Consider the following 14,932-nt stretch of genomic DNA (forward strand, 5'->3'; position numbering starts at 1 on the left):
CGGCGAGCCGGGCACGGTGTGAGCCGGGGCCTTCGCGCGGCCGTGACCGGGCGCGGTGTGAGCCGGGGCCTTCGCGCGGCGGCGACCGGGTGCGCCGCGAGCCGGGCCTGTGCACGGCCGCGTCCGGAGGATCGGTGAGAAGTTCGCCGCCGGGGCCTTCGCGTGCGCGGGTCCGGCGGTCATGATTGCAGGGCGGCACGTCGCGCGGCCGCCCCGGCGACTCGCTTCGCCGGACGGCGGGGCCGAAAGAGGGAAAACGAGATGAGGCACCTGCTGGTGTTCGCCGACCGCGACGACGCCGAGGAGGTCGCGGAGACCGTGGCGGAGGAGTTCCCCGCGCTGGACCTGCCCGCCGTCGTGCGGGAGACCCTGGCGGGGGAGGACGACGCCGAGGACGCGCAGTGGCTGGCGGTGGTCGAGGACCCCGACGAGACCCTGTCCTCGGCCGACCTGGCCCGCCTGACCGAGCTGGCCGAGGAGTACGGCGGCTGGCGCGAGGCGGAGTGACCCCGGAGCGCGTCAGGGCCACCACGCGGCGATCACGGCTTCGAGACCCGGGCGAGCTCCTCACGGCGGGTGCGCTCGCGGACGGCGTGCTCGTCGGTGCGGGCGTCGTAGTCGCGGAACTTCGGCAGGAGCCCGGCCAGGGCCGCGACGGCACCCACGCAGAGCAGGCCGCCGGCGCCGAGCGAGAAGCGGGTGCCGCCGAGGTGGTCCATCAGGCCGGCGCGGGCGTTGCCCAGCATCGGGCCGCTGGTGTAGGAGAGCAGCTCGATCCCGGCCAGCCGGCCCCGGTAGGAGTCGGGGATGGTCTGGTTCCAGATGGTGGCCCGGAAGACGCCGCTGATCATGTCGGCGGCCCCGGCCACGGCGAAGAAGGCCAGGATGCCCCACATGTTCGGCATGACGGCGGCCAGCGCCACCGCGGCGCCCCACACGAGGGCGGCGACGATCACGCCCAGGCCGTGCCGGTGGACGTGGTTGGTCCAGCCGGAGGTGACCGAGGCGATCAGCGAGCCGACGGCGGCGGCGGAGTAGAACAGGCCGAGCGCCTCGGGGCTGCCGACCTGGTCGGCGAGGAACGGGTAGAGCGCGGTGGAGAAGGCGAAGACCATCGCGGCGACGTCCACCAGGTAGGTGCCCATCAGGTCGGGGCGGCCCACGGCGTAGCGCACGCCCTCGACCATCGACCTGACCGAGGCGGCGGGCGCGTCCTCGGCCCGCGGCGGCGCCTTCACCAGCCAGAGCAGCGCCAGCGAGACCAGGAAGGTGGCCAGGTTGATCGCGTAGGCGGCGGCGACGCCGTAGGAGGCGGCGATCAGGCCGCTGAGGCCGGGGGCGATGATGGCGCCGAGGTTCCAGCGGAAGCTGCTCAGCGCGGCGGCGGCGGTCAGCTGGTCGTGCCGGACCACGCGCGGCATCAGCGACTCGAGACTGGGGCGCTGCAGGCTGCCGAAGCCCGCCGACATCGCACCGACCACGTACAGCACCCAGACCTGGGGGTCCGGCAGCAGGGCGTTGACCAGCAGGATCAGGATCGTCAGGCAGAGCCCGGCCTCGGTGTAGAGGATGATCTTCCGGCGGTCCAGGGCGTCCGCGATCGCCCCGCCCCACAGGCCGCACACGACCATGGGCACGAACTCGGCCGCGCTGACCAGGCCGACCGCCAGAGGGGAGCCGGTGAGCTCCTTCATCTGCAGCGGGACCGCGACGAGGGTGAGGAAGGTGCCGAACATCGTGACCACCCCCGACCCGAAGAGCAGCCGGAAGTCGCGGGAGTCGCGCAGGGGGCTCAGGTCCATCCGCAGGTGGCGGAGGAGCGCGAGGAGAGAGCGATCGGGATTTTCAGGCACGAACAGCTAGTTTCGGTGCCGGGCCGTGCGAAGGCAAACCGATTTTCGGCCGGCCCGGCGGCCGGGAGGCGCCGGATCGGCACCGGGCGGGTACCGGGCGGGCGCGATAGCGCGCCGCGGCCCGCCCGGTGCGGCCCGGCTCAGGAGCCCAGGACCTCCTTGCGGAGGTGGGTCTTGAGGATCTTGCCGCCGGGGTTGCGGGGCAGTTCGGCCTCGCGGATCCAGAAGCGCACCGGGACCTTGAAGGCCGCGATGCGCTCGCGCAGGAACGCCTGGAGCTCCTCGGGGGCCACGGGGGACTTCAGCCGCACCACCGCGCCGACCTCCTCGCCGAGCTCGTCGTGCGGGATGCCGATCACCGCGGCGTCGTCCACCTCCGGGTGCTCGAACAGCGCGGCCTCCACCTCGGCGCAGTAGACGTTCTCCCCGCCGCGGATGACCATGTCCTTGGCCCGGTCGACGATGTAGACGAACCCGTCGGAGTCCACCCGGGCCAGGTCGCCGGTGTGCAGCCAGCCGCCCACGAAGGTCTCCGCGGTGGCCTCGGGCCGGTTCCAGTAGCCCAGGATGACGTTCGGGCCGCGCAGGCAGAGCTCGCCGACCTCGCCGGCGGGCAGCTCGTCGCCGAGCGGGTCGGCGATCTTGACCTCGACCACGGGCATCGGCAGGCCGATGCTGTCGGGCTTGGCCGCGTAGTCCTGGCCGCTGTTGTTGATCGCCAGGGCGGTGGTCTCGGTCATGCCGTAGCCGTTGGACGGGGCCCGGCTGGGCAGCTGCTCGGTGATGCGCTCCAGCAGCTTGGGCGGGGCGGGCGCGCCGCCGTACCCGAGGGAGGTGAGGCTGGAGACGTCGTACTTGTCCAGGTCCGGGTGCGACAGCAGCTGCCAGACGTTGGTGGGCACGCCGCTGAAGACGGTGACCTTCTCGCGCTCGATCAGCTCCAGCGCCCGCTCGGCGTCCCACTTGTACATCAGCACCAGGCCGCCGCCGGTGAACATCGTGGTGGTCATCACCGCGAAGCAGCCGGTGACGTGGAAGAGCGGCACGGTCAGCAGGGTGATACGGCGCTGCCCGGCGGCCTCGGCGGGGTCCTTGCCGGCCCTGACCACGGCGCGCAGCAGGCTGTAGGCCACGGTCAGCGGGGACTGGCCGACGTTGCGGTGGCTGCCGAGCGCGCCCTTGGGGACGCCGGTGGTGCCGGAGGTGTAGAAGATCGTGGCGGGGTCCTCCGGGGAGAGCTCGACCGGGGGCAGGGTCACGTCCGCCTCGACCGCGCCCAGCACGTCCGCGAACGACCGGGTGCCCTCGGGCGCCTCGCCGCGCGTCACGATCATCGGCACGGCCGTCCCGGCCAGCTTCCCGGCGCGCTCGCCGTCGGCGATCAGCACCTTGGCGCCGGAGTCCGACAGCCCGAACTCCAGCTCCTGCGTGGTCCACCAGGCGTTGAGCGGTACGGCGATCGCCCCGGCGGCCAGCACGGCGGAGAAGGAGACGACCCATTCGGGGTAGTTGCGCATGGCGATGGCGACCCGGTCGCCCTTGCCGACGCCGTACTCCTCCACCAGGCGGCGCGCCAGCGTGGCGGCCCGCCGGAAATGCTCCTCGTAGGTGATGCGCTCGTCCTCGTAGACGAGGAAGACCTTGTCACCGTGGAACCTGCTCGTCTCGAGGAGCGCCCGGAAGTGGCCGGGGGCGTGCTTCCAGGTCCTGACCGTGCCGCCGTGGCCGGGGACCTCTTCCATCTCGAAGAGCTGTCCGGGGCCGGTGAGCTGGGCCTGGACCTGGTCATGGGTGACAGTCATGCGTAACTACTCCCGGAATGTGGAAGGGCCGGAGGTGTCACGATACCGACCGGTAGGTACGGGCAACAGTGCCGAAATCATGCCGGTCGCTCGGCCCGCATGTTCATGCAGAGCATCCGGGGTGCCCGTCCCTCTCCCTGCCATCCTGACCGCTGGATCGAGCCCAGGAGAGGCGATCCGCCCACTTGCATGGAAATCCCAAAGGATGCATACTCTTTCTAGTAAGCTTATGAGCGTCAATGCATGACCATGCAGAGAGCGGGGAGCGGGATGAGAGCGGCGATCGCCGGTGCCAGTGGCTATGCCGGGGGCGAGCTCCTGCGCCTGCTGCTCGCCCACCCCGAGATCGAGATCGGCGCGCTGACCGCCGGGTCCAATGCCGGCAGCGCGCTCGGCGCGCACCAGCCCCACCTCGCCCCGCTGGCCGACCGGATCCTGCTGGACACCACCGCCGAGACCCTCGCCGGCCACGACCTCGTCTTCCTCGCCCTCCCGCACGGCCAGTCCGCCGCCATCGCCGAGCGGCTCGGCGACGACGCCCTGATCGTCGACTGCGGCGCCGACTTCCGCCTCGCCGACCCCGCCGCCTGGGAGCACTTCTACGGTGGCGCCCACGCCGGCACCTGGCCGTACGGCCTGCCCGAGCTGCCCGGCCAGCGCGAGCGGCTCCGGGGGGCGCGCAGGATCGCCGTCCCCGGCTGCTACCCCACGGCCGTCACCCTGGCGATGTTCCCCGCCCTGGCCGCCGGCCTGGCCGCACCCGACGTGGTCGTGGTCGCCGCCACGGGCACCAGCGGAGCGGGCAAGTCGCTCAAGCCGAACCTGCTGGGCAGCGAGGTCATGGGCTCGGTCAGCGCCTACGGCGTCGGCGGCGTCCACCGGCACACCCCCGAGATGGAGCAGAACCTCGGCGCCGTCGCGGGCCGGCCGGTGACGGTCTCCTTCACCCCGATGCTGGCCCCGATGAGCCGCGGCATCCTCGCCACCTGCACGGCCCCCGCCGCCCCCGGCCTGTCCGCCCGGGCCCTGCGCGAGGCATACGAGGCCGCCGCCAAGGACGAACCCTTCCTGCGGCTGCTGCCCGAGGGGCAGTGGCCCGCCACCTCGATGACCCTCGGCGCCAACACCGCCGCCCTCCAGGTCGCCCTGGACGAGCGCGCCGGACGCGTCGTCGCCGTCATCGCCATCGACAACCTGACCAAGGGCACGGCGGGAGGCGCCATCCAGAGCGCCAACCTCGCGCTCGGCCTGTCCGAAGAGCTCGGCCTTCCCCTCAACGGAGTCGCCCCATGAGTGTGACCGCCCCCCTCGGCTTCCGGGCCGCGGGCATCGCCGCCGGCATCAAGTCCGGCGCGCCCGCGACCTGGCCCTGATCGTCAACGACGGCCCGTCCCGCGCGGCGGCCGGCGTCTTCACCGCCAACCGGGTGAAGGCCGCCCCCGTGCTCTGGTCGGCGCAGGTCCTGTCCGGGGGCCGCGTGCACGCGGTCGTCCTCAACTCCGGTGGCGCCAACGCCTGCACCGGCCCGCTCGGCTTCCAGGACACCCACGCCACCGCGGAGAAGGTCGCCGCGGCGCTGGGCGACTCCGCCGGAGAGGTCGCCGTCTGCTCCACCGGCCTGATCGGCGAGCGCCTCCCGATGGACGCGCTGCTCGGCGGCGTGGACACCGCCGTCACCCAGCTCAGCCGGGACGGCGGCCTGGCCGCCGCCGACGCCATCCGCACCACCGACACCGTCTCCAAGATCTCCTTCCGGCGCTCCGACGGCGGCTACACGGTCGGCGGCATGGCCAAGGGCGCCGGCATGCTCGCCCCGGGCCTGGCCACCATGCTCTGCGTGATCACCACCGACGCCGAGGTCGCCGCCGAGCAGCTCGACGCGGTGCTCCGCGAGGCGACCCGGGTCACCTTCGACCGGCTCGACACCGACGGCTGCATGTCCACCAACGACACCGTGCTGCTGCTGGCCAGCGGCGCCTCCGGCGTCACCCCCGACCCCGCCGAGTTCGCCGAGCTGGTCCGCGCCGTCTGCGCCGACCTCGCCCGCCAGCTCCTGGTGGACGCCGAGGGCGCCACCAAGGCCATCGCCATCGAGGTCGTCGGCGCCGCCTCCGAGGACGACGCGGTCAAGGTCGGCCGTGCCGTCGCTCGTTCGAATCTCTTCAAGTGCGCCATCCACGGTGAGGACCCCAACTGGGGCCGGGTGCTCTCGGCGGTCGGCACCACCGACGCGGTCTTCGCCACCGAGCGGCTCAACGTCGCCATCAACGGCATCTGGATCTGCCGGGGCGGCGCCGCCGGGGACGACCGCTCCAAGGTGGACCTGCGCCCCCGCGACGTGACGATCACCGTCGACCTGTCGGCCGGACCGCACTCGGCGACCGTGCACACCACGGACCTGACCGCCGCCTACGTCCACGAGAACTCGGCGTACTCCTCATGAGGACCTCCGAAGCCCTCTCCAAGGCCACCACGCTCATCGAGGCGCTGCCCTGGCTGGCCCGCTTCCACGGCGCGACCGTCGTCATCAAGTACGGCGGCAACGCGATGACCGAGGAGCACCTGCGGGAGAAGTTCGCCGACGACGTCGTCTTCCTGCGCTACGCCGGGCTCAAGCCCGTCATCGTGCACGGCGGCGGCCCCCAGATCAACGCCCACCTCGACCGGCTGGGCATCGAGTCCACCTTCACCGCCGGGCTCCGGGTCACCACCCCCGAGGCCATGCAGGTCGTCCGCATGGTCCTGGTCGGCCAGGTCAACCGCGACGTGGTCGGCCTGATCAACCGGCACGGCCCGTTCGCCATCGGCATGTCCGGCGAGGACGCCCACCTGTTCACCGCCGTGCGCAAGCACGCCTTCGTCGACGGCGAGCCGGTGGACATCGGCCAGGTCGGCGACATCGTCAAGGTCGAGGCCGGAGCCGTGCAGGCGCTGCTGGACGACGGCCGCATCCCCGTGGTCTCCTCGGTCGCCCGCGGCGAGGACGGGACCGTCTACAACGTCAACGCCGACACCGCCGCCGCCGCGCTCGCCGTGGCGCTGCAGGCCTCCAAACTGGTCGTCCTCACCGACGTCGAGGGCCTCTACCGCAACTGGCCCGAGAGCGACGAGGTGATCGACCGGCTCACCGCCAAGGAACTGGACGAGCTCCTGCCCGGCCTGTCCAGCGGCATGGTGCCCAAGATGGAGGCCTGCCTGGCCGCCGTCCAGGGCGGCGTGCCCCAGGCCCACGTGCTCGACGGGCGGGTGCCCCACTCGGTCCTGCTGGAGATCTTCACCGACCAGGGCGTCGGGACGATGGTGGTGCCCGACGCCGCCGCGGCGGTGGCCGTGCCGAACCTGGTCAAGCGCAGGCTGACCGCCACCATCAGACTGAACGGGAGCGACACATGAGCCTGCGCGAGCGGTTCGAAGCGGCGTTCATGCCCAACTACGGCGTGCCCCCCGTGGCGCTGGCCCGCGGCGAGGGCTGCACGGTGTGGGACGTCGACGGCAACGCCTACCTCGACCTGATCGGCGGCATCGCGGTCAGCTCCCTCGGCCACGCCCACCCCGCGCTGGTCGAGGCCGTCTCCACGCAGGTCGCCACGATCGCGCACACCAGCAACCTGTTCCTGCACGAGCCCGAGGTGCTGCTCGCCGAGCGGCTGCTCGGCCTGCTCGGCGGCCAGGGCCGGGTGTTCTTCGCCAACTCCGGCACCGAGGCCAACGAGTGCGCCTTCAAGCTGGCCCTCAAGTACGGCAAGGCGAACGGCCGGCCCTACTTCGTGGCCGCCGAGAACGGCTTCCACGGCCGGACCATCGGCGCCCTGTCGCTGACCGGCAAGGCCGCCATCCGCGACCAGTTCGGCCCCTTCCCGGTCGAGGTCCGCTTCGTCCCGTACGGCGACGCCGACGCGCTGAAGAACGCGGTCACCGACGAGTGCGCCGCGGTCTTCCTGGAACCCGCCCAGGGCGAGGCCGGGGTGGTGCCCCCGCCGGACGGCTACTTCGCCGCCGCCCGGGAGATCTGCACCGCGGCCGGAGCCCTGCTGGTGGCCGACGAGATCCAGTCCGCGATCGGCCGGACCGGGCACTGGTTCGCCCACCAGCACGAGGGCGTCCTGCCCGACCTCCTCACCCTGGCCAAGGGCCTCGGCGGCGGGCTGCCGATCGGCGCCTGCGTCGGCTTCGGCCCCGCCGCCACGATCTTCGCCAAGGGCGACCACGGCTCCACCTTCGGCGGCAACCCCGTCTCCGCCGCCGCCGCGCTCGCCGTACTCGACACGATCGAGGCCGACGGCCTGCTGGAGCACGTCCGCACGGTCGGCGCCGAGTTCGCCGCCGGCCTCGCCGCGACCGGCCACCCGCTGCTCGGCGGCGTGCGCGGCCGGGGCCTGTGGCTGGCGCTCGTGCTCACCGCCGACCGCTCCGCCCAGGTCCAGCAGGCCGCGCAGCGCGCCGGCTTCCTGGTCAACGCCCTGCAGCCCGACGCGGTACGGCTCGCGCCCCCGCTGATCATCACGTCCGAGCAGGCCGCGGCCTTCACCGCCGCGCTCCCCGCGATCCTTGACGAGGCCTCCGCATGACCCGGCACTTCCTCCGCGACGACGACCTCCTCCCCGCCGAGCAGGCCGAGATCCTCGACCTGGCCGCGGCGATGAAGAAGGACCCGTACGGCTACCGCCCCTTCGCCGGCCCGCAGACCGTCGCCGTCCTGTTCGACAAGCACTCCACCCGGACCCGCGTCTCCTTCGCCGCCGGCATCGGCGAACTGGGCGGCCTGCCCCTGGTGATCGACGCCGGCTCCTCCCAGATGGGCCGCGGCGAGTCGGTCGAGGACACCGCCAAGGTGCTGGAGCGCCAGGTCGGCGCGATCGTGTGGCGGACCTTCGGGCAGGAGAGAATCGAGGCCATGGCCTCCGCCTCCTCCGTCCCGGTGGTGAACGCGCTCACCGACGAGTTCCACCCCTGCCAGATCCTCGCCGACCTGCAGACCGTCCGGGAGGAGTTCGGCCGCACCGCCGGCCTCACCCTGGCCTACTACGGCGACGGCGCCAACAACATGGCCCACTCCTACCTGCTCGGCGGAGCCACCGCCGGGATGGACGTGCGGATCTGCGCGCCCGAGGGCCACCGGCCCGACCCGGCGGTGCTCGCGCGGGCCGCCGGGATCGGCGAGACGACCGGCGCCCGGGTCTCCGTGACCGCCGACCCGCTGGAGGCCGCCGCCGGAGCCCACGTGGTCACTACCGACACCTGGATCTCCATGGGGCAGGAGGAGGGCAAGGACGAGCGGATCGCGGCGCTCATGCCGTACCAGGTCGGCGCCGAGGTGATGGCCGCCGCCGCGGACGACGCGATCGTGCTGCACTGCCTGCCCGCCTACCGGGGCCTGGAGATCACGGCGGAGGTCCTCGACGGCCCCCGCAGCCGCGTGTGGGACCAGGCGGAGAACCGCAAGCACGCGCAGAAGGCCGTCCTGCACTGGCTGGTCGAGCAGAACCGGGGACCCGCATGACCATCCCCATGACCAAGGTGGCCCGCCAGGCGCGCATCGCCGAGCTGCTCCAGCGGCGAGCGGTGCGGTCCCAGCCGGAGCTCGCCAAGCTCCTGGCCGAGAGCGGGGTCGAGGTCACCCAGGCCACCCTCTCCCGCGACCTGGACGAGCTCGGCGCGCTGAAGCTGCGCGCCGAGGACGGCTCCCTGGTCTACGCCCTGCCGGGCGAGGGCGGCGGCCGGATCCCGCTGCACCGGCTGGGCAACGGCGGCGAGTCCCCGGCGGCCAGGCTCGGCCGCCTCGCCGAGGAGCTCCTCGTCGCCGCGGACGCGTCCGCGAACCTGGTGATCGTCCGCACCCCGCCGGGCGCCGCGCAGTTCCTCGCCTCCGCCATCGACCACGCCGGCTGGGAGTCGATCCTCGGCACCGTGGCGGGGGACGACACGATCCTCGTGATCAGCCGCGACCCGGCGGGCGGGGCGTCGGTCGCCGAAGCCCTGCTGCGCCTCGCCGACCGACGCGGCTAGCCCTCCTTCCGGCGGGCCGCCCCCGCCGCCCGAACCACCCAGCAGACTTTTTCCGAAAGAGAGCAACAATCATGACTGACCGGGTCGTACTCGCCTTCTCCGGCGGCCTCGACACCTCCGTCGCCATCCCGTTCCTCGCCGAGAAGACCGGGGCGGAGGTCGTCGCCGTGGCAGTCGACGTCGGCCAGGGCGGCGAGGACATGGAGGTCATCCGCAAGCGGGCCATCGACTGCGGCGCCGTCGAGTCCGTCGTCGTCGACGCCCGCGAGGAGTTCGCCGCGGACTTCTGCGTGCCAGCCCTGCAGGCCAACGCCCTCTACATGGACCGCTACCCGCTGGTCTCCGCGCTTTCGCGGCCCCTGATCGTCAAGCACCTGGCCGCCGCGGCCAAGGAGTTCGGCGGCACGCACGTCTCACACGGCTGCACCGGCAAGGGCAACGACCAGGTCCGCTTCGAGGCGGGGCTGGCCGCGCTCTTCCCCGAGCTGAAGGTCATCGCCCCCGCCCGCGACTACGCGTGGACCCGGGACAAGGCGATCGCCTACGCCGAGCAGAAGAACCTCCCGATCGAGACCACCAAGAAGAACCCGTACTCGATCGACCAGAACATCTGGGGCCGCGCCGTCGAGACCGGCTTCCTGGAGGACATCTGGAACGGCCCCACCGAGGACGTCTACTCCTACACCGCCGACCCCACCCAGCCGCGCGAGGCCGACGAAGTGATCATCAGCTTCGTCGAGGGCGTCCCGGTGGCGATCGACGGGCGGCGCCTGACCCCGTTCCAGATCATCTCCGAGCTCAACCGGCGGGCCGGCGCCCAGGGCGTCGGCAGGCTCGACATGGTCGAGGACAGGCTCGTCGGCATCAAGTCCCGCGAGGTCTACGAGGCTCCCGGCGCGATCACGCTGATCACCGCGCACATGGAGCTGGAGAACGTCACCGTCGAGCGGGACCTGGCCCGGTTCAAGCGCTCGGTGGACCAGCGCTGGGGCGAACTCGTCTACGACGGCCTGTGGTTCTCCCCGCTCAAGAAGGCCCTCGACACCTTCATCGCCGAGGCCCAGCGGCACGTCACCGGCGAGATCCGGATGACCCTGCACGGCGGCCGGGCCACCGTCACCGGTCGGCGCTCCGAGACCTCGCTGTACGACTTCAACCTCGCCACCTACGACACCGGCGACACCTTCGACCAGTCCCTCGCCAAGGGCTTCGTCGAGTTGTGGAGCCTTCCTTCGAAGATCGCGGCCGCCCGGGACGCCCGCCGATCCTGATTGGGCTATGGTCGCGGATTGAACTGGGAGGGAGAAGACGGTGACTGATGGTGGCAAGCCGATGCGGCTCTGGGGTGGCCGGTTCGAGGGGGGTCCGGCCGACGCGCTGACCAGGCTCTCGGTGAGCGTGCACTTCGACTGGCGGCTCGTGCCGTACGACCTGCTCGCCTCGCGGGCGCACGCGCGGGTGCTGCACCGCGCGGGGCTGCTCACCGAGGAGGAGCTGGAGCGCATGATCGGCGCTCTGGACGACCTGGAGCGGGCCTGCAAGGCCGGTGAGTTCCGGCCGACCGTGGCCGACGAGGACGTGCACACCGCGCTGGAGCGCGGCCTGCTGGAGCGCCTCGGCACGCTCGGCGGCAAGCTGCGCGCCGGACGCAGCCGCAACGACCAGGTCGCCACAGACCTGCGGCTCTACCTCCGCGACCACGTCCGGCACATCGTCTCCCGCCTGGTCGAGCTGGAGACCGCGCTGATGAGCCAGGCCGAGGAGCACGCCGAGACGGCGGCGCCGGGCATGACCCACCTGCAGCACGCGCAGCCGGTCTCCTTCGGCCACCAGCTGCTCGCGCACGTCCACGCCTTCGCCCGCGACATCGACCGGCTGCGCGACTGGGACCGCCGCGCGGCGGTCTCCCCGCTCGGCTCCGGCGCGCTGGCCGGCTCGTCGCTCCCGCTCGACCCGCAGGCGGTCGCCGCCGAGCTGGGCTTCGACTCGGCCGCGCCGAACTCGATGGACGCGGTCGCCGACCGCGACTTCGCCGCCGAGTTCCTGTTCTGCGCGGCGATGATCGGCACGCACCTGTCGCGGCTGGGCGAGGAGATCGTCCTGTGGGCCTCGCAGGAGTTCCGCTGGATCGAGATGGACGACGCCTACTCCACCGGCTCGTCGATCATGCCGCAGAAGAAGAACCCGGACGTCGCCGAGCTCGCCCGGGGCAAGAGCGGCCGCCTCATCGGCAACCTGATGTCGATGCTGACGACGCTCAAGGGCCTGCCGCTGACCTACAACCGGGACCTGCAGGAGGACAAGGAGCCGGTCTTCGACTCCGTGGACACCCTGCTGCTCGTCCTGCCCGCCATGGCCGGGCTGGTCGCCACCATGCGGGTCAACACCGCCAAGCTGGAGGCCTCGGCGCCCGACGGGTTCGCCCTCGCCACCGACCTGGCCGAACTGCTGGTCCGCCGGGGCGTGCCGTTCCGCGAGGCGCACGAGGCGGTCGGTCACCTGGTCGTCTGGTGCCAGGTGAACGACAAGGACCTCGACGAGCTCACCGACGAGGAGCTCGCCAAGGTCTCGCCGCACTTCACGCCCGACTCGCGCGAGGTGCTGTCGGTCCCGGGCGCGCTGGCGGCCCGCAAGGCCCACGGCGGCACGGCCCCCGACCGGGTCCGCGACCAGCTCATCGCCCTGCGCGAGGCCGTCGACGCCCAGGCAGCATGGGCGATCGGAGACTGACGGCCCCCGGCGGAGCCGGCGTCCCGGCGGGCGTCCGCTCGCCGGGACCACCGGCCCGGCCGCCGACGCCTCCGACGGGACGGACGCGTCCGGCGTATCCGGTACGGCGGACGCCCCCGATGCGTCCGATGCGTCCGGGGGGCGTCCGCCCGCCGGATCCGCGCCGCTGTCCCGGGACTTCTTCGACCGGCCCGCGCACGAGGTCGCCCCGGACCTGCTGGGCCGGGTGCTCGTGCACGGGCCGGTCGCGCTGCGCCTGACCGAGGTCGAGGCGTACGGCCTGCCGGGACAGGACCCGGCGGCCCACACCTACCGCGGCCTGACCCCGCGCAACGCGGTGATGTTCGGCCCGCCCGGCCACCTGTACGTCTACTTCACGTACGGCATGCACTTCTGCGCCAATCTCGTCTGCCTCCCCGAGGGCATGGGATCGGGCGTGCTGCTGCGGGCCGGTGAGGTGATCTCCGGGGCGGGGGAGGCGCTGGCCCGCCGAGGCGCTGGCACGGGCCGGGCCGTCTCCGGACGCGACCTCGCCCGGGGGCCCGCTCGGTTGGCGGTGGCTCTCGGCTTCGGCCGCGAGCACAACGGGCTCGACGCCTGCTCCACCGGGCCGCCGGGACCCTCCGGGCGGCTCGCCGTACTCGAAGGTGACCCGCCCGGACCCGGCCTGATCCGGTCGGGTCCGCGCACCGGGGTGTCGTCGGGAAAGGAGACGCCCTGGCGCTTCTGGATCGACGGGGACCCCACCGTCTCGCCGTACCGGGCGCACGTCCCGCGCCGTCGCCGGGACACCGCCGACCCGGCGGGGAGCGGGACCCGGTGAGGCGTCCCGGCCGGCCCGGTGGTTTCGAGTGGCGCAACGGTGCCGGGATCGGGCAGGCTGTAGGCGAAGCCGTGAATGACCCAACGAGCATGAAAGCAAGGATCGTGACCGACATTCTGGATGACCTCGCCTGGCGCGGCCTGATCGCGCAGTCCACCGACATCGACGCCCTGAGGGCGGCGATGGCCGAGGGTCCGATCACGGTCTATTGCGGCTTCGACCCGACCGCGCCCTCGCTCCACGTCGGCAACCTGGTCCCGCTGCTGACCCTGGCCCGGCTGCAGAAGGCGGGTCACCGGGCCATCGGCCTGGTGGGCGGTGCGACGGGTCTGATCGGCGACCCGAGCGGGCGCAGCACGGAGCGCTCGCTCAACTCCTCCGACGTCGTCGCCGAGTGGGTGGCGCGCATCCGGGTCCAGGTGGAGAGGTTCCTCGACTTCTCCGACGAGACGCGCGGGATCCTCGTCAGCAACCTCGACTGGACCGCGGGCATGTCCGCCATCGACTTCCTGCGCGACGTCGGCAAGCACTTCCCGGTGAACCGCATGCTCGCCCGGGAGTCGGTGTCCGCCCGGCTGGGCGGCGAGGGACTCAGCTACACCGAGTTCAGCTACCAGATCCTGCAGGCCAACGACTACCTGGAGCTGTACCGCCGGCACGGCTGCGCACTGCAGATCGGCGGCAGCGACCAGTGGGGCAACATCACCGCGGGCACCGACCTCGTCCGCCGGGTGACCGGCGGCCACGTGCACGCGCTGACGGTTCCGCTGATCACCAAGGCGGACGGCACCAAGTTCGGCAAGACCGCCGGCGGTGCGGTGTGGCTCAACCCGGAGATGACCTCGCCGTACGCGTTCTACCAGTTCTGGCTGAACGCCGACGACCGCGACGTGGTGAAGTTCCTCAAGATCTACAGCTTCCGGTCCCGCGAGGAGATCGAGGAACTGGAGAAGGCCGCGGCCGAGCGCCCGGCGGCCCGGGAGGCGCAGCGCGCGCTCGCCGAGGAGCTGACCACGCTGCTGCACGGTGCGGACGAGTGCGCCGCGGTGATCGCGGCGTCGGCGGCGCTGTTCGGCCGGGGCTCGCTGGAGGAACTGCCGGCGCACACCCTGGGAGCGGCCCTGGCGGAGGTGCCGCGCATGGAGGTGTCCGCGCTCGGGGTCCCGTTCGTCGACCTCCTGGCGGGGAGCGGGCTGGTGGAGTCCAAGTCCGCCGCCCGCCGTGCCGTCAAGGAGGGCGGAGCGTACCTCAACAACCTGAAGGTCGTCGACGAGGCTTACGTGCCGGCCTCCGCGGACCTGCTGCACGGGCGCTACCTGGTGCTGCGCCGCGGCAAGAGGTTCGGCGCCGTCGAGGTCGTCTGACGCTCCGGTTCGTACGGTGAACGCCCCGGCTCCGGCCGGGGCGTTCGTCGTTCGGAGGGTAACGTTCCGGTAGCGATGAGGGACGGTTTCTCTCTTCTGTCCTCGTGACCTGCGGATTCGGAGGACGCTGCGGATTTGACGAGGCTCCGGAGGCGACCTATGGTTCTCAATGTCCCGAGAGCGGGCCGGACGCCGGATCGGCGGACGGGCCTCGGGGAAATCCCACTGAACGAACCTCGGCCTCTGGTCGTGCCCGTGTCACCGGAAAACCGGTTGATTGGACATGGCGCAGATGGCACGGTAAGTTAGAGGGGTTGCCCCGGAGACGGGGTGGTTCCGGTCGGACCGGGATCG

General features: G+C 72.4%; 12 protein-coding genes and 1 pseudogene. 11 read left to right on the plus strand and 2 right to left on the minus strand.

Annotated features, from left to right (window positions below; all coding sequences use genetic code 11):
• The first annotated feature begins 261 nt into the window (after positions 1-261).
• Positions 262-507, plus strand: a complete 246-nt coding sequence (locus tag ACWJ6R_RS15065; protein WP_196453480.1) for a hypothetical protein — start codon at positions 262-264, stop codon at positions 505-507.
• A 32-nt stretch (positions 508-539) separates the two neighbouring features.
• On the opposite strand, the gene ACWJ6R_RS15070 is transcribed toward ACWJ6R_RS15065, so the two are convergent.
• Positions 540-1,802 (minus strand): MFS transporter, encoded by a 1,263-nt coding sequence (locus ACWJ6R_RS15070; protein WP_449062819.1) that lies wholly within the window; start codon positions 1,800-1,802, stop codon positions 540-542.
• A 191-nt stretch (positions 1,803-1,993) separates the two neighbouring features.
• Positions 1,994-3,655, minus strand: a complete 1,662-nt coding sequence (locus ACWJ6R_RS15075; RefSeq protein WP_449062820.1) for a class I adenylate-forming enzyme family protein — start codon at positions 3,653-3,655, stop codon at positions 1,994-1,996.
• Positions 3,656-3,904: 249 nt separating this feature from the next.
• Between ACWJ6R_RS15075 and argC the strand changes: the two genes are divergently transcribed.
• From argC to tyrS, 10 genes and pseudogenes are all read left to right on the plus strand, one after another.
• On the plus strand, positions 3,905-4,948 hold the full coding sequence (gene argC / locus ACWJ6R_RS15080) for an N-acetyl-gamma-glutamyl-phosphate reductase (protein WP_449062827.1): 1,044 nt from the start codon (positions 3,905-3,907) through the stop codon (positions 4,946-4,948).
• A pseudogene (argJ, locus tag ACWJ6R_RS15085) lies at positions 4,945-6,098 on the plus strand (bifunctional glutamate N-acetyltransferase/amino-acid acetyltransferase ArgJ). The gene argC and the pseudogene argJ overlap by 4 nt, the downstream one beginning before the upstream one ends.
• Positions 6,095-7,048 carry an acetylglutamate kinase gene (gene argB / locus ACWJ6R_RS15090; RefSeq protein ID WP_449062821.1) on the plus strand — a complete coding sequence of 318 codons (954 nt, stop codon included), beginning with the start codon at positions 6,095-6,097 and terminating at the stop codon, positions 7,046-7,048. The pseudogene argJ and the gene argB overlap by 4 nt, the downstream one beginning before the upstream one ends.
• Entirely contained in the window at positions 7,045-8,223 is a 1,179-nt protein-coding gene (locus tag ACWJ6R_RS15095) for an acetylornithine transaminase (protein ID WP_449062822.1), read from the plus strand. The genes argB and ACWJ6R_RS15095 overlap by 4 nt, the downstream gene beginning before the upstream one ends.
• On the plus strand, positions 8,220-9,155 hold the full coding sequence (gene argF, locus ACWJ6R_RS15100) for an ornithine carbamoyltransferase (RefSeq protein ID WP_449062823.1): 936 nt from the start codon (positions 8,220-8,222) through the stop codon (positions 9,153-9,155). The genes ACWJ6R_RS15095 and argF overlap by 4 nt, the downstream gene beginning before the upstream one ends.
• Positions 9,152-9,661, plus strand: coding sequence for an arginine repressor (locus tag ACWJ6R_RS15105; protein ID WP_449062824.1), 510 nt, complete (start codon positions 9,152-9,154; stop codon positions 9,659-9,661). The genes argF and ACWJ6R_RS15105 overlap by 4 nt, the downstream gene beginning before the upstream one ends.
• 71 nt (positions 9,662-9,732) lie before the next feature.
• Positions 9,733-10,932 carry an argininosuccinate synthase gene (locus ACWJ6R_RS15110; RefSeq protein WP_449062825.1) on the plus strand — a complete coding sequence of 400 codons (1,200 nt, stop codon included), beginning with the start codon at positions 9,733-9,735 and terminating at the stop codon, positions 10,930-10,932.
• Between the two features lie 61 nt (positions 10,933-10,993).
• Complete coding sequence (argH, locus tag ACWJ6R_RS15115) at positions 10,994-12,391, plus strand: argininosuccinate lyase (RefSeq protein ID WP_153054137.1); 1,398 nt, start codon at positions 10,994-10,996, stop codon at positions 12,389-12,391.
• 166 nt (positions 12,392-12,557) lie between these two features.
• Positions 12,558-13,214 (plus strand): DNA-3-methyladenine glycosylase, encoded by a 657-nt coding sequence (locus ACWJ6R_RS15120; RefSeq protein ID WP_449062828.1) that lies wholly within the window; start codon positions 12,558-12,560, stop codon positions 13,212-13,214.
• Between the two features lie 104 nt (positions 13,215-13,318).
• A complete protein-coding gene (gene tyrS, locus ACWJ6R_RS15125) occupies positions 13,319-14,578 on the plus strand; it encodes a tyrosine--tRNA ligase (protein ID WP_449062826.1) in 1,260 nt (419 codons plus the stop codon).
• Positions 14,579-14,932: the final 354 nt, after the last annotated feature.

It is taken from the genome of Planomonospora algeriensis (assembly GCF_977012225.1).

What these genes read in the sequence shown, in the direction of transcription:
- argC (WP_449062827.1), top strand. Translation starts at nt 3,905, where the DNA reads ATGCAGAGAGCGGGGAGCGGGATGAGAGCGGCGATCGCCGGTGCCAGT.
- argB (WP_449062821.1), top strand. Translation starts at nt 6,095, where the DNA reads ATGAGGACCTCCGAAGCCCTCTCCAAGGCCACCACGCTCATCGAGGCG.
- ACWJ6R_RS15075 (WP_449062820.1), bottom strand. Translation starts at nt 3,655, where the DNA reads ATGACTGTCACCCATGACCAGGTCCAGGCCCAGCTCACCGGCCCCGGA.
- ACWJ6R_RS15110 (WP_449062825.1), top strand. Translation starts at nt 9,733, where the DNA reads ATGACTGACCGGGTCGTACTCGCCTTCTCCGGCGGCCTCGACACCTCC.
- argH (WP_153054137.1), top strand. Translation starts at nt 10,994, where the DNA reads ATGCGGCTCTGGGGTGGCCGGTTCGAGGGGGGTCCGGCCGACGCGCTG.
- ACWJ6R_RS15105 (WP_449062824.1), top strand. Translation starts at nt 9,152, where the DNA reads ATGACCATCCCCATGACCAAGGTGGCCCGCCAGGCGCGCATCGCCGAG.
- ACWJ6R_RS15070 (WP_449062819.1), bottom strand. Translation starts at nt 1,802, where the DNA reads ATGGACCTGAGCCCCCTGCGCGACTCCCGCGACTTCCGGCTGCTCTTC.
- argF (WP_449062823.1), top strand. Translation starts at nt 8,220, where the DNA reads ATGACCCGGCACTTCCTCCGCGACGACGACCTCCTCCCCGCCGAGCAG.
- ACWJ6R_RS15065 (WP_196453480.1), top strand. Translation starts at nt 262, where the DNA reads ATGAGGCACCTGCTGGTGTTCGCCGACCGCGACGACGCCGAGGAGGTC.
- ACWJ6R_RS15095 (WP_449062822.1), top strand. Translation starts at nt 7,045, where the DNA reads ATGAGCCTGCGCGAGCGGTTCGAAGCGGCGTTCATGCCCAACTACGGC.